13 protein-coding genes are annotated in these 14,501 nt (G+C 67.9%); 4 read left to right on the top strand and 9 right to left on the bottom strand.

Going from position 1 to position 14,501, the window contains the following annotated elements:
• Nucleotides 1–4: 4 nt before the first annotated feature.
• From BR78_RS0112975 to BR78_RS0112935, 9 genes are all read right to left on the bottom strand, one after another.
• Nucleotides 5–2,113, bottom strand: coding sequence for a TonB-dependent receptor (locus BR78_RS0112975; protein ID WP_029936662.1), 2,109 nt, complete (start codon nucleotides 2,111–2,113; stop codon nucleotides 5–7).
• Nucleotides 2,114–2,224: 111 nt separating this feature from the next.
• A complete protein-coding gene (locus BR78_RS20565) occupies nucleotides 2,225–3,331 on the bottom strand; it encodes a tetratricopeptide repeat protein (protein ID WP_037566688.1) in 1,107 nt (368 codons plus the stop codon).
• A gap of 160 nt (nucleotides 3,332–3,491) precedes the next feature.
• Nucleotides 3,492–5,249: a vWA domain-containing protein gene (locus tag BR78_RS0112965; protein ID WP_029936661.1), complete on the bottom strand. Its 1,758-nt coding sequence runs from the start codon at nucleotides 5,247–5,249 to the stop codon at nucleotides 3,492–3,494.
• 93 nt (nucleotides 5,250–5,342) lie between these two features.
• Entirely contained in the window at nucleotides 5,343–5,885 is a 543-nt protein-coding gene (locus BR78_RS0112960) for an RNA polymerase sigma factor (RefSeq protein WP_029936660.1), read from the bottom strand.
• A 44-nt stretch (nucleotides 5,886–5,929) separates the two neighbouring features.
• The gene (locus BR78_RS0112955; protein WP_029936659.1) at nucleotides 5,930–7,072 is read right to left on the bottom strand and encodes a copper resistance protein B; all 1,143 of its coding nucleotides are present in this window, start codon (nucleotides 7,070–7,072) and stop codon (nucleotides 5,930–5,932) included.
• Entirely contained in the window at nucleotides 7,069–8,838 is a 1,770-nt protein-coding gene (locus BR78_RS0112950; protein WP_029936658.1) for a copper resistance system multicopper oxidase, read from the bottom strand. Before BR78_RS0112950 ends, BR78_RS0112955 begins: the two co-directional genes overlap by 4 nt.
• A gap of 116 nt (nucleotides 8,839–8,954) precedes the next feature.
• Complete coding sequence (locus tag BR78_RS0112945) at nucleotides 8,955–9,536, bottom strand: RNA polymerase sigma factor (RefSeq protein WP_029936657.1); 582 nt, start codon at nucleotides 9,534–9,536, stop codon at nucleotides 8,955–8,957.
• Nucleotides 9,533–9,970 (bottom strand): periplasmic heavy metal sensor, encoded by a 438-nt coding sequence (locus BR78_RS0112940; RefSeq protein WP_029936656.1) that lies wholly within the window; start codon nucleotides 9,968–9,970, stop codon nucleotides 9,533–9,535. Before BR78_RS0112940 ends, BR78_RS0112945 begins: the two co-directional genes overlap by 4 nt.
• On the bottom strand, nucleotides 9,967–10,254 hold the full coding sequence (locus BR78_RS0112935; RefSeq protein ID WP_029936655.1) for a hypothetical protein: 288 nt from the start codon (nucleotides 10,252–10,254) through the stop codon (nucleotides 9,967–9,969). The genes BR78_RS0112940 and BR78_RS0112935 overlap by 4 nt, the downstream gene beginning before the upstream one ends.
• A gap of 174 nt (nucleotides 10,255–10,428) precedes the next feature.
• Here BR78_RS0112935 and copC point away from each other — a divergent pair, with 174 nt between their 5' ends.
• The 4 genes from copC (at nucleotide 10,429) to cueR (ending at nucleotide 14,421) form a co-directional block, all read left to right on the top strand.
• On the top strand, nucleotides 10,429–10,800 hold the full coding sequence (gene copC / locus BR78_RS0112930) for a copper homeostasis periplasmic binding protein CopC (protein ID WP_029936654.1): 372 nt from the start codon (nucleotides 10,429–10,431) through the stop codon (nucleotides 10,798–10,800).
• 3 nt (nucleotides 10,801–10,803) lie between these two features.
• A complete protein-coding gene (copD, locus tag BR78_RS0112925) occupies nucleotides 10,804–11,733 on the top strand; it encodes a copper homeostasis membrane protein CopD (RefSeq protein ID WP_029936653.1) in 930 nt (309 codons plus the stop codon).
• 88 nt (nucleotides 11,734–11,821) lie between these two features.
• Nucleotides 11,822–14,035 carry a copper-transporting P-type ATPase gene (locus tag BR78_RS0112920; protein ID WP_029936652.1) on the top strand — a complete coding sequence of 738 codons (2,214 nt, stop codon included), beginning with the start codon at nucleotides 11,822–11,824 and terminating at the stop codon, nucleotides 14,033–14,035.
• Entirely contained in the window at nucleotides 14,032–14,421 is a 390-nt protein-coding gene (gene cueR / locus BR78_RS0112915) for a Cu(I)-responsive transcriptional regulator (RefSeq protein ID WP_029936651.1), read from the top strand. Before BR78_RS0112920 ends, cueR begins: the two co-directional genes overlap by 4 nt.
• Nucleotides 14,422–14,501 lie beyond the last annotated feature (80 nt).

The following is a 14,501-nucleotide window of genomic DNA, read 5'->3' as shown; positions in this document are numbered from 1 at the left end:
AGGATCAGAGTTGCACCCGCAGCGTCGCACGCAGGTCGCGGCCGGCGAGCGGGGCATAATCCTTGAGCACGCTGGTGTGGCGGCGCGCCTCGACATCGAAGATGTTGTTCGCCGAGAGCATCAGGCTGGTGTTCGAGCCCGCGCCGAACGGCTTCCACGAGACCGAGGCGTTGACCAAAGTGAAGCCGCTGGTCGGCGTCTCGAAATCGGTGACGCGATCCTGCTCGAAGCTGTGCTCGACTTCGACCCGGCCGGTCAGCGCATCCGATTGCGCTTCGAGCCCGCCCATCATGCGGAGCGGCGGGATGCGGGGCACCGGGCCCTGATCGACGATATCGGCGTGGACGTAATCGGCGAGCGCATCGGCGTTGATCGCGAAATTGCCGAGCTGGGCGAGCCGCGCGGAGCCCTCGACTTCGAAGCCGTAATAACGGGCATCGGCCTGGTTGTACTGGAACACCGGCAGATCGTCCTCGATCGCGCCGGTTGGCGCGTCGTAGATATAGTCCTTGAACCAGTTGTAATAGGCTGCGGCCGACAGGCTCCAGCCGTCGCCCGAACCCTTGAGCGTGCCTTCGATGCCCCACGCTTTCTCGGTGGTGAAATCGGGATTGCCGATCTCGAACGCCTGCGTGCCGGCGTGCGGGCCGTTGGCGAACAATTCCTCCTGCGTCGGCGCGCGTTCGCTGCGCGAGACGTTGATGCCGAGCCGCAGATGGCTGGCAAGCGCATAGCTGGCGCCGAGCGAGGCGGAGAGGCTGTCGAAGCTGCGGTCGAGCAAGGGGTTGCCGATATCGGCATCCGCCTGCGCGCGCAGGCTGTTATGCTCGTAGCGCAGCGCCGCTTCGGCCTTGAGTGCGCCGAAATCGAGCGACTGGAGCGTGAACAGCCCAACCTGGCTGCTCTCGGTGCGCGGCAGGAACTTCTCCTCGCCGACGATGCGCGTGTTGCGGGTCGAGAATTGCCCGCCGGTCACGCCTTCCCATTCGCCATGCGTCTCCTGGACCAGTTCGAGCCGCCCCTCGAGGCCTTGGCTGTAAAAGGTCGTGCCGACTTCGCCGGTGTTCTCGATCTCGCTGTGCTGATAGTCGGCGGCGGCGAGGCGCAGGCGGATCTGGTGGATACCTGCGGTCTCGGTGGTGATGTCGCCGCGCACGTCGAAGCGCGTCTGCTTGGCATGCAGCCGGACCGCTTCGGCCTCGATCGCCGGATCGAGCGAATAGCGGATCGGCACGCCGTAGAGGCTGTCGTAGCGCGAGACCGAGAAGCCCAGGCTGCCGCGGTCGTCGACGATCGCCGCGCCGGCGGCAATGTCCCAGGTGCGTGCCGCGGTGTTGGGAACTTCGCCCTTGAGACCGGCCGGCGCCTGGATGTCGGGATCGGCGCTCGCCGCGGCCTGCGCGCGCAGTTCGGGAGTCAGCACATAGCCGCCGCTGCGCATGTCGCCGGTCTTGGTATAGCTGCCATCGGCATGGACGACGAGCTTGCCCGCGACCGGCACGTCGACGGCGCCCGAGGCCGAGCGCTCGTCGGACGCGCTGCCATAAGTCGCGATCCCGTCGGCGTGGAGCGGGCTCTCGGGCACGCGGCGCGGGATGCGACTGTCGATGACATTGACCACGCCGCCGATCGACGAGGGGCTGAACAGCAAGGCAGAGGGACCGCGCAGGACCTCGATGCGATCGGCGGTGAGCGGGTTGATGATCGCTGCGTGATCCGCCGACGTGTTCGACACGTCGATGCTGCCGATCCCGTCGATCAGCAGCCGCGCGCGATCGCCGGTGAAGCCGCGCAGGACCGGCCGCGAGGCATTGGGGCCAAAGGACGTCGCCGAGACGCCGGGCTGCGAGGCGAGCGTCTCGCCGATCGTCGGGCGCATTTCGCGGGTTAGTTCCTCCGCCGCGAGAATCGCGGTGCCGCCGAGCACGTCGGCAGTGGCGCGGGCGCGCGTGCCGGTGACGACGATCTCTTGATTGGGCTGATCATGGTCCTGCGCGTCGGGATCCGGGGCATCGGCGGATGTGTCCGAAGTCACGGGGCTCGATGGCGTCTCTTCGGCATGAGCCGGCAGCGCGATGAAAGTGGCGGTGGCAAGCAGAAGGCTACGCAGCATGAAAAGATCCCCGAACTCCAGGATGTGCTGCGTTGCGGTAACGGCGATGATATAAAGTATCAATAGCCTTTGTCGCTTTATGCTACGGTTGGGCCGGGCACGACGGCGGCGTTATTCGTCGCTATTCTCGAGGCGTGGATCGAGCCGGGTCGCGCGCTCCCAGTCTTCGCGGGCACGCCTGGTTTCGCCTTGCCTGCCGAGAAACAGGCTGCGCTGATAATAATTGCGCGCGACATTGGGGGCGAGCCGCACCGCTTTGTCCAGATCGGCGAGCGCCTTGCCGGTGTCCCCCTTGCGCTCCCGGGCGAGGCCGCGGTTGAGCCAGGCGAAAGCGAGCCCGGGCGATTGAGCGATCGCGCGATCGAATGCGGCGATAGCGGCGTCGTTGTCGCCGTGCCACGCTGCCGACAGCCCGTCGGCGACGTGCGCCGCGACGCGGCCATTGCGACCGCGGGCGGCTGGATCGACCAGCTTTTTGCAGGCGGAGAGGTTCTGCGCGGAGTCGCGCACCGTGCAGGCATCCCACGCGCCATTCTCGGCGGCCTTGGCGATCGAACGAACGCGCTTGGCTTCCGCACGTTGGGCGAAACCGCGAGGCGCCATTCGCGAGGCCGTGACGACGACGGCTTCGTCCTGCACCTCTGCGGTGCGCGCCGCCATCTGGGCCGGCGCGGGCGCGGGTTCAGGCGCGGGCGGCGGAGGCGGCGGGGGCGCGGCCGGGGCCGGCATGGATTCCGTCGGCGGAGGCGGGAGTTCCACCGCCATCTCGGCGACCTGGCCCATGGCGCCCGGTTTCGCCGCCCGGCTGCCACGCTCTCGCGCAGGCGACGAGGGACTGGCGAGCGGAATTTCCGCCCGGGCGATTTGCGCAGGGGACGGCTGTGCAGCCGGTGCCGGCAGGGCCGGCGATCCTGTCGGCGCCGCTTCTCGCGCTGCCGGTTGGGTCGGCTGGCTTTTGGGTGCGATCTGGTCGCCGTTCGACAGCCAGATCGGTACCGCGATCACGCCGACCAGGGCGGCAGTGAGCAATGCCCCGAATTGCGGTCGACCGAGCAGCGACCAGCGCGATGCGGGCCTTGCCGGGCGTGGTGGCGCCGCGGGGGCCGGTCCGCCGCCGTCGAAACGCAGCATTGCCGCCTCGATCGCGGCATCGCGCCGGGTGTTGCGCGGCGGCGGCGGCTCGGGCAGCAGCGCCGAGAGGTCTTCGTCGCCTGCCATTCAGAAGCCCCTGCCCGCGAACATGCGGGAATCGAACGATCGACGACAGGGAACGGAAAGCGGCATCTGCCGACCTTATAGCTGCAATTGCGGGCGGGTCGAATGCGCGTTGGCCGGTGAGAGCCGTGCGGCGGCGATGCGGGATCGCCGCCGCACGGTGTCAGCGCTCCAGCCGCGCGAGCGAAGCGGCGGTCTTGGCCTGGCGGACGAGCTGGACGAACTCCGAGCGATAGCCGAAACCGTCGTCGCCGCGGGCCGCCAGCGCGATCCGCAGCACGTCGTCATAAGTCATCGTGCCGCTATATTTGCCGCCGCGCAGCAGCTCGGCGAAACCCGCCACTCCGGTGGCAAAGCGCGCATCCCGCGGCGCATCCTCGAAGCGGCGGACCTCGACCGCGCGATTGATCGGAGTCGAGATCAGCCGGCTGGTGGTCGACTTGGGCGTCTTGTAGCGGATCTTCACGAAGCCGTATTCGCTGCCCAGCCCGGTCTGCCGCTGTGCGGCCGGAGTCGAATAACGCAGGTCGCCTATCGCGCGCGGGCCGCCCATCGGCACGATTTCGTAGAGCGCAGTGACGGTCTGTCCCGATCCGACATCGCCGGCATCGACCTTGTCGTTCTCGAAATCCTCGCGCGCGAGCATCCGCGTCTCGTATCCGATCAACCGATACTCGGCGATGGCGGCGGGGTTGAACTCGACCTGGATCTTCACGTCCTTGGCGATCGGGAACAAGGTCGACGTCGCCTCGTCGACCAGCGCCTTCCGCGCCTCGCCGACCGTGTCGATATAGGCGGCGGCGCCGTTGCCGTTCTGGGCGAGCGTCTGCATCAGCGCGTCGTTGTAATTGCCCATGCCGAAGCCGAGCACCGACAGGAACACCCCCTTGCCGCGCTCGCGCTCGACAAAGCCCTTGAGCTCGTCCTGGCTGGTGATGCCGACGTTGAAGTCGCCGTCGGTCGCGAGGATCACGCGGTTGACGCCCTGCGGATCGAGATTCTGCTCGGCCAGTGCATAGGCCTGTCGGATGCCCTCGGCGCCGGCGGTGCTGCCGCCCGCGCCGAGCCGCTCGAGCACCGCGAGGATCTTGCCCTTGTCGCTTGCCGGAGTCGGCTCGAGCGCAGTGCCGGCGCTGCCCGCATAGGTGACGATCGCGACGCGATCGTTGCCGTTCAACTGGTCGAGCAGCATCGACAGCGATTGCTTGACGAGCGGCAGCTTGTTGGGCGCGTTCATCGAACCCGAAGTGTCGATCAGGAAGACGAGGTTCGCGCGGGGGCGGGTGGCGCGCTGGATCTCATAGCCGCGGATGCCGATGCGGACGAGCTTGCGGCCCTCGGTCCAAGGGCTCGGGAACACCGCGACATTGGTGCTGAACGGCTGATCGGCCGAACGCGCCGCGGCATAATCATAGGGGAAATAGTTGATCATCTCCTCGGTCCGCACCGCCGCGGGCTGAGGCAGGGCGTTGCCGGTGAGCGAGGCGCGCACGAACGAATAGGAGGCCGTGTCGACGTCGATCGAGAAGGTCGAGACCGGCTCTTCGCGCGCGACCTTGAACGGGTTCTCCGCGACGGTCGTGAATTTGTCGCGGCCGACGTCCTGATAATAGCCGGGCAGCGCGACGCGGCGATCGGATGACGCCATAAAAGCCCGTTTCGCCAGGCTCCCGACCGGCGCCATTGCCATCACCGGTGGCGGGGGCGGTGCCGGGGAGGGCATCGGTTCCGAGGCAGCATATTGGGCCATGTCGGCGGTGCGGGCGCGCTGCTCGGCGGCGGAACCGGGCGTCCTGGTTCCGGTGACGACGACTTCCTCCGCCGGCGCGGGCGCGGCGGCCTCTTCGACGGCGGTTCGGGTGCAGGAGGCGAGCAGCATGGCGGAGAGCCCACCGGCGATCAGAAGACTATTGCGGGGCATGAGACACTCCCTGGCGAAAGCGGTGCAGAATTGCCCGCCTGTCACTGGGACGCCGCCCGGCCGGATTTCCTTGGGAGCCGGCCAAAAATATTTTCAGGCGCCGTCGCCTTCCGATCCGAGCATCCGCCGCACCTCGTGCATCCGCCACGATATCGTCGCCTCGGCTACGCCGAGAATTTCCGCAGCCTCGGCATGGCTGAGCTGCTGGCCCGCCACCAGCACCACGGCGTCGCGATAGGCCGGTTTGAGCCGCGCGATCGCGCTCCGCACCCAGATCGCGTCGTGCAGGTCGCGCCCGTCAGGTCCGCGCGTGAGGCCGGCGACGACCGCCAAACGTTCGGTCAGCCCGCGAAACGATCGACGCCGGCGCTGCAGATCGCGGCAGGCATTGAACACGATGCCGCACAGCCAGGTGCTGAACTTCGCCTCACCGCGAAACATGGCGAGCTTCTCGACGAGCACGCAGCACACGTCCTGCGCGACATCGTCGGCATCGGCGCGCGATCCGGTGAGTTGCCAGGCGAGGGCGTGGATGCGGTTATAGTGCCGGTCGAGCAGCGTCGCGAACGCGGCTCGATCGCCGCTCACAGCCGCGGCAACCAGCCTGGCGTCCGAATCTTCTCCCCCCTCCGCCATCAGGGGCTGTGTGCCTCATTCAGGCCGGCGATGCCAATGGTGGCTCAGAACCAGAGCCGCACGCCGGCAACGAGGCTGGTCGTGGTGGGATCCTCGCCCTCGGCGCGTGCGAAATCGGCGGTCCGGCCGGTCTTCGCCTCATGAGAGATGCCGACATAGGGCGCGAACCGGCGTGTCACTTCATAGCGGAGCCGGAGGCCGAGCTCTGCGTCGCTCAGTCCCGAACCGACGCGGTTCTCGGGCACGTCCTGCGCCGACAGGTTGAACTCCACCCGTGGTTGGAGGATCAGCCGCTGGGTGATGCGCTGGTCGTAATAGCCTTCGAGCCGCCCGAGCAGGTCTCCCTTGTCGCTCAGGAACAGCGCGCCCTCGACTTCGAACCAGTACGGCGCCAGTCCCTCAAACCCGATTGTCGCATAGCTTCGGTCCGGTCCGGGCCCGAAATCGTGGCGGACGCCGGCCTGCACGTTGAAATAGGGGCCGATCGCGCGGCTGTAGAGCGCCTGGACTTCGGCGCTGTCGAGTCGGTCGCCGAACACGCCTTCGCCTTCGGACTTGAGCCAGAGACGGTCGATGTCGCCGCCGATCCACGCTTCACCGTCCCAGCGATAGCCGTCGCGCCCCTGCTGCGCTCGATATTCGGCGAGGTTGAACATGATTTGGGAGAAGGTCCGGCCGCCCTGCTCGCGCATCATCTGCGCGCGGGCACGCGCCATCTCCTCGGGCGGGAACTGCCGGTCGGCATAATGGTCTATCGGCGGGAGCGGCGCGGATGCATCGCCGGCGGGGAGTGCCGTCCCGGTCATCTCCATGCCGCCATGGGCCTGCGCCGCAGCGCCGTGCTGGCTGTGATCCTGCATGTCCATGTCCGGCATCGGCTGCGCGGCGGGCGGCGCCATGTCCATGCCGGGCATCGTCCTATGGTCCATGCCTTCCATGCCTTGCGCGGGCTTTGCCGGCTGCGGTGCAGGCCTGGCCGCAGGCCGCGCCGGTCGTGCAGCCGGCCGGCTTGCCGGACGTTTGGCCGCCGGTTTTTTCGCGGGCTTCTTGGCTGCCGGCTTCGTCGTCGGAGGCGTCTGCATGCAGGGCATGTTCATGCCCTGATGCTGCGAATGATCCTGCGCGCGCGCCGGCTGGGCAAGTGTCAGCGCGCTGGATGCCGCGAGCGCCACGACCAGCCGGTTCATGCCCCGTCTCCCTTCGGCCGCACGCTGACGATGCGCATCATGCCCGCCTCCATGTGGTAGAGCAGGTGGCAGTGGAACGCCCAGTCGCCGACCGCGTCGGCAGTGAAGTCCCACGTCACCTTTCCGCCGGGCTGGACGATCACCGTGTGCTTGCGGGGGGCATGATCGCCGTGCCCGGTCACCAGCTCGAAGAAGTGCCCGTGGATGTGGATCGGGTGGCTCATCATCGTGTCGTTGATGAGGTTCACGCGAACCCGCTCGCCTTCGGTGAACGGGATCGGCTCATGTTTGTCCGACATCTTCTCGCCGTCGAACGACCACATGAACCGCTCCATGTTTCCGGTCAGGTGGATGTCGATGCTGCGCGAGGGCGCGCGGACGTCCGGGTTGCGATCGAGCGCCATCAGGTTCCTGTAGACCAGCACCTTGTGGCCGACGTCCTCGAGGCCCTGGCCGGGCTCGCCGGTGCGATCCATCGGCATCGGCGCGATCGTCTGCACGCCGGGCCCTTTCCTTACCTGGGACGCATTGGAGAAGTCCCGCATCTTCATCGCACCCATGTCGGTAGCCGGCTGCTGGCCGGACGGTTCGGCCGCGGCGCCGTGATCCATGCCCGCCATCGATCCGTGGTCCATCCCCGGCATGGCGCCATGGTCCATGCCCATGTCCTTCATCGTCGCGAGCGGGCGTTTGCGAAGCGGCGGCACCTCGCCCGCCATTCCGGCACGCGGCGCCAGCGTCGCGCGCGCCATTCCGGAGCGATCGATCGCCTCTGCGACGATCGTATAGGCCTTGTCCTCCGCCGGTGTGACGATCGCATCATAGGTCTCGGCGACACCGATCTGGAACTCCTCCACTTCGACCGGACGGACGTTCTGGCCGTCGGCTTGGACGATCGATAACCTGAGGCCCGGAATCCGTACGTTGAAATTGGTCATCGCCGAGGCGTTGATGATGCGCAGCCGCACGCGCTCGCCCGGCCTGAACAGTGCGGTCCAGTTGTCGCGTGGGCCGTGGCCGTTGACGACATAGGTGTAGACTGCGCCGGTCACGTCGGAAATGTCGGTCGGGTCCATCCGCATGCCGCCCCAGTCGAGCCGCTCCTTCAGGGGCTGGTCACGGCCCGCGAGCAGGCCGGCGAGCGTCTGGCGCTGGAAGTTGAAATGGCCCGGATCGACCTTGATCCGCCGGAAGAGCGTATCCGGCGAAAGCGCGCTATGGTCCGCGAGCACGAGGACATGCTCGCGGTCCGACCGGACGGGATCGGAGTCGGCGGGATCGATCACGATCGGTCCGTAAAGGCCGAGCTGCTCCTGAAACCCCGAATGGCTGTGATACCAATACGTGCCGCTCTGCCTGATCGGGAACTCGTAGAGATAATTCGAGTGCGGCTTGATGCCGGGGAATGAGACGCCGGGAACGCCGTCGAACTGAGCGGGCACGAGGAGGCCATGCCAGTGGATCGAGCTGTCCTCGTCGAGCTCGTTGACGACGTTCAGCCGCACCGTCTGCCCCTCCCGCAGCCGCAGAAGCGGCGCCGGCACCGTATCGTTGATACCGATCGCGCCGGAACTGCGGCCGTCGACGACCAGCCTCTGGCGTGCGATCCTGAGCGTGATGTCGCTTCCCGAGAGCGTCGGCAGCGGCCGCACGATCCCCGGCGAAACCGTCTGTGCCCAGGCCGGCAGCCAGCCTGACAATGCCAGGCCGCCTCCTGCCAGCGCGGCGCCGCGAAGCATCTGGCGGCGATCGATCCTGTTCTTCATGTGTGTCCCCGTGACGGGCCTGAGCCTATGATTGCGATACGCGCGTCTGCGGCGATGCCCTCACGCCCCGTATCTTTTTCGCGCCAGCCCGGATGGGGTTTGACATCGTGTCAGAGTCAAGACGGACCGAAGCCGCTCCGCTTCAGCTGTTCGGAAAGCCTGGCGCGGGCGCGGCGCACCCGGGTTTCGACTGCCTTTTCGGTGATGCCGAGGATGGCCGCAGTCTCCGCCTGGCTCATGTCCTCGACCGCGCGCAGCACCAGCGGTTCGCGCAAGGCGGCGGGAAGCTCGGCGATCGCCGCGGCGACACGGCGGATTTCGGCGCGGTCCGCCGCCTGGGTATCCGGAAGTGCGTGATCCTCCGGCACGGCGCTCCCGGCATCGAGCGGGAGGGCGAATGCGAACATCCGCCTGACCGCGCGGCGGCGCCGCCAGTCGCGGCACTTGTTGAGCGCGATGGTCGAAAGCCACCCGCGCATCGGACGCACGCGATCGTATCTGCTCAAAGCCCGATACGCGGCGACGAACGTCTCCTGGACGAGGTCCAGCGCTTCCTCGGGATCGGCGATATTGCCGAGGATGAGGCGGTAGAGCGCGTCGCGGTGGCGGCGCATGATCTCGGCATAGGCCGCCTGCCGCCCGCCAAGGGTCAATGCCGCCAGCTCGCCGTCATCGAGAAGAGACAGGTCGAGGCTCACCGCGCGTCGGCGGTCAGCGCCTTCACCACTGCCCGATCGAATCTCTCCGCCTGATCCGGGCGCAGGATCTGCCGCATCGCGAAGACGTGCGCGAGCGTCGCCTTCTGGAGCTCGCCCATCGCCGTATGCGACCCGTCGACCGCGGCGACGACGCGCGGTCCATTGCCATGCTCGGCCTGAATGGCGTCGGCAAGCCGCGCATTGGCCGCGCGCAGCTCGAGTTCGAGCGCGTGGCGCCGGATCGCGAATTGCCGCTCGATCGCCTCGAGCCGTGCCGCCTGATCGGCATCGAGCTTCAGCTGATGGTGCAGCACCTCGTGCAGCTCGGACGCCGGTGCCCGCGCCGGGATCAGCATACGGCCAGTGAACACGCCGGCCACACCTGCGAGGAAGGCGATCAGCGCGATGCCGATCGTCCAGCGCCCGGGCCTCACCGGTCGCCTGCCAGCAGCGTCGACGGGGCGAGCGGGCTCGCCGGCCCGAAGGGCGACAGCGCTTCCGACGAGGGCGAGGCGATGACCGGGCTGCCCGCGGCGATCCCTAGCCCGAGCGCGGCCAGGCCTGCGACCACGCCGGCGCGCAGCCGTTGCGATGCTTGTCCGGCGAACGCCGCTTCCTCGCGGACGCGTGCGAATACTCCGTCCTCGATCGTCGTGAGGCCGGGATGCGGCGGGGCGGCCGCCAGCCTTCCCAATGCTTCGTCCAATGCCTTGTTCATATCGCCGCTCCGCGCCTTATCCACTCTCTCTACGCAAAAGCGGCGCCGATCCCTCGCGGATTCTGGCGCAGGCGCGGATCGGAACCGGGCCGCGGCGGCGATGAGGGGTGCGCTGCGGTCGTGCGTATAGAGGTAAACCGGCAAGCGGCTGGTGTCCCCGGAGTGTCGATTCAAATGCGCATTGCCCCTCTTCTCGCGATTGCGGCGCTGATCGCGGCGCTGCCTGCTTCTGCCCATCCCAGGCTGCTCGCGGCGACGCCTGCGGCGAATACCGCGGCAGCGCCGACCGCCCGGGTTCAGCTGGTCTTCTCGGAGCGGCTGGTACCGCAATTTTCGGGCGCCGAAGTGGTGATGACCGGCATGCCCGGCATGAAGATGCACGGACCCACGCGCCTGCCGGGCAAGGCGGGCCTTGCCGAGAATGGCAAGACGCTGGTGGTGACCTTCGCCAAGCCGCTGCCCAAGGGCAGCTACCGCGTCGACTGGCACGTGGTCTCGGCCGATACCCATCGGGTGCAGGGCAATTACAGCTTCGAGATCCGATAGGCCATGGACGCGATCGGCATCGCGGTCCGGTTCGCGCTCTATTTCGATCTGGGAGCCTTGTTCGGGCTCGCAGCATTCGGCCTCTACGCGCTTCGCGGTGAAGAGCGGAGGTCGGGCGCCGGAATCGCATTCCGGCCGTTGATTGCCGGCGCGGCGCTGCTCGGCCTGCTCTTCTCCGTGCTCGGTCTCGCTGTGCTCGCCGCGGGCATGGCCGGCGTGCCTTTGGCTTCGATCGATCGCGAATCGGTCGAAATGATCCTGGCCGGAACCGGCGTCGGCACCGCGTGGCTCGTGCGCATCGCGGCACTGATCCTCGCGCTCGCTTTCGCGCTCGTCGGGCGCAACCGGCCGGTCGCCGCGCTGACGGGCGCAGCGCTGGCAGGGGCGGTCGCACTCGTGAGCCTCGCCTGGGCGGGCCACGGCGCGATGGACGACGGCGCAACCGGGTGGCTCCATCTGGCCGCGGACATCGCCCATCTTCTGGCGGCGGGCGCGTGGACGGGCGCCTTGATCGCGTTGCTGCTCCTCGTGTTCCGGCGGCGCGGGCTGATCGATCGCGACCATCTGATCCTGTCGCACCGTGTGCTGGCAGGCTTCTCGACCACGGGCACGATCATGGTCGCGGTGATCGTCGCGTCGGGTCTGATCAACGGCTGGATATTGGTCGGGCCCGCCCATGTCATCAGGCTTCCAGCCACGCTCTACGGCCAGCTCCTTATCGCGAAGCTCCTGCTGTTCGGGGCGATGGCGGCGCTGGCCGCCACCAATCGCTTCAGGCTCGTGCCGGCGTTCGAACGCGCGCTAGCCCGGGCAGACCATGTCGCCGCGCTGAACGCGCTTCGCCGCAGCCTGGCAATGGAGACCGGATGCGCGCTCGCCGTGCTCGCACTGGTCGCATGGCTCGGGACGCTCGCGCCACCCGCGACGGGGTGACGGCAGGACATGCGGGTGCCGTCCGAAATCGGCGCTTGACCCTGACATGATGTCAGACCTTATCCGGAGCGGCGTTGGAGGAACCGATATGAACAGCCACGACGCACATGCCAGCCATGACCATGGCCACTGCCACAATCACGCCGGAAAACGGAGGGCGGCCGGTGCCGAGCCCGAAGCGGTACCGCCGGGGACAATCTGGACCTGTCCGATGCACCCCGAGGTGCGTCAGGATCATCCGGGCGCCTGCCCGATTTGCGGCATGGCGCTCGAACCCGAAATCGCGAGCGCCGACGCTGGACCGAGCGCCGAGCTCGTCGACATGACGCGTCGCTTCCGGATCAGCCTCGCGCTCGCGATTCCGGTCCTCATCCTCGAGATGGGCGGCCATCTCTTCCCGACGCTCCATCATCTCGTGCCGGAACGTTCGTCGACCTGGCTTCAGCTGTTGCTGGCGACGCCGGTGGTGCTGTGGGGCGGCTGGCCCTTCTTCGAGCGCGGCTGGATGTCGTTGAAGACCCGTAACCTCAACATGTTCACGCTGATCGCCATGGGGACCGGCGTGGCCTGGGGCTACAGCATGATCGCGACGCTTGCGCCCGGCATCTTCCCGGCCGCTTTCCGCGAGGACGGAATCGTCGCGGTCTATTTCGAGGCGGCGGCGGTGATCACGGTTCTGGTACTGCTCGGTCAGGTTCTGGAGCTGCGTGCGCGCGAGCGTACCTCCGGCGCGATCAAGGCGCTGCTCAACCTCGCACCCAAAACCGCACGCCGGATCGCGGCCGACGGGCATGACGAGGAAGTCACGCTGGACCTGATCGCCGTCGGCGACCGGCTGCGCGTGCGGCCGGGCGAGAAAATGCCCGTCGACGGCACGATCGAGGAGGGCCGCTCGGCGGTGGATGAATCGATGGTGACCGGCGAATCCATGCCCGTCGCCAAGCAGGCCGGTGCCAGCGTCATCGGCGGCACGCTCAATCAGAGCGGCGCACTCGTGATCCGGGCCGAGCGGATCGGCCGCGACACGATGCTCGCGCGCATCGTTCAGATGGTCGCCGAAGCGCAGCGCTCTCGCGCGCCGATCCAGCGGCTCGCCGACCAGGTCGCAGGCTGGTTCGTCCCTGCAGTGCTTGCGGTTGCCGTCGCTGCGTTTATCGCCTGGGGAATCTGGGGACCCGAGCCACGTTTGGCCCATGGGCTGATCGCGGCTGTGGCGGTCCTGATCATCGCCTGCCCCTGCGCACTCGGGCTCGCCACGCCGATGTCGATCATGGTGGGGGTCGGGCGCGGGGCCGGGCTCGGCGTTCTGATCAAGAATGCCGAGGCGCTCGAACGGCTCGAAAGGGTCGAGACGCTGGTCGTCGACAAGACGGGAACGCTTACCGAAGGCAGGCCTAGGGTCACTCGGATCGTCACTGCCCGGGGTTTCGAGGAAGCCGAAGTGCTGCGCCTCGCAGCGGCGGTCGAGCGCGCGTCCGAGCATCCGCTGGCTCTGGCGGTCGTCGTCGCCGCGACCGAGCGGGGGGTCACGATTCCGGCGGTGTCGGATTTCGACGCGCCGACCGGCAAGGGCGCGATCGGCACCGTCGAAGGCCGCCATGTGACGCTCGGCAACGCCCGCATCATGCGTGAGGGCGGCATCGACCTGACCGCGATGGAGCAGGCGGCGGACGAGCTGCGCCGCGACGGGGCGACCGCGATCTTCGTCGGCGTCGACTGCCGTGTCGCGGGCGTGCTCGCCATCGCCGATCCGATCAAGGCGACCACGCCCGAGGCGCTTGCGGGGCTCCGCGCCGCCGGCATCAAGGTGGTGATGCTGACCGGTGACAATCGGACCACGGCCGAGGCCGTGGCGCGCAAGCTCGGCATCGATGCAGTCGAGGCCGAGGTGCTTCCCGATCAAAAGAGCGCGGTCGTCGAGCGGTTGAAGCGCGAGGGCCAAGTCGTTGCGATGGCGGGAGACGGTGTGAACGACGCGCCCGCGCTCGCCGCGGCGGACGTGGGCATCGCGATGGGCTCGGGCACCGACGTGGCCATCGAGAGCGCCGGCGTGACGCTCCTCAAGGGCGACCTTGGCGGGATCGTCCGCGCGCGGCGGCTGAGCCAGGCCACCATGTCCAATATCCGCCAGAACCTGTTCTTCGCCTTCGTCTACAATGCGGCGGGCGTGCCGGTCGCGGCGGGGATACTCTACCCCTTCTTCGGCATCCTCCTATCGCCGATCATCGCCGCGGCGGCGATGGCGCTGTCGTCGGCCAGCGTGGTCGGCAACGCGCTGCGGCTCAATCGGACCCAGCTATGAATATCGGCCACGCCTCGAAGGCGAGCGGCGTTTCGCAACGGATGATCCGCCATTACGAGAAGATCGGGCTGATCCCGGTCCCGCCCAGGCGCGACAGCGGCTATCGCGATTATTCGGAGGCCGACGTTCATCGGCTCCGGTTCATTGCCAACGCACGCGACCTCGGCTTTCCCATCGCCGAGATCGAGACGCTGCTCGGCCTCTGGTCGGACCGGAACCGTTCGAGCAGCGAGGTCAAGGAGCTGGCCGAGGCGCGTGCGGCGGAGCTTGGCGAGAAGGCCCGGGCGCTCGAGGCAATGCGCGCGACCCTGCTCGATCTCGCGCGCCGCTGCCATGGCGATGCACGGCCGGAATGCCCGATCCTCGACGAACTCGAAGGCGAGTGACTTCGCCGCGAACCATGCCGTCACAAATCCGCAAAGCTGCCCCCATAGCTGGCGAGGCGACACGAACAGACGAGGCACCT

Origin of the sequence: Sphingomonas sp. UNC305MFCol5.2 (assembly GCF_000712135.1) — a bacterium.
Taxonomy (GTDB): domain Bacteria; phylum Pseudomonadota; class Alphaproteobacteria; order Sphingomonadales; family Sphingomonadaceae; genus Sphingomonas.
Note: the sequence above shows the minus strand (reverse complement) of the source record. Positions and strands in the feature narration are given on the sequence as shown.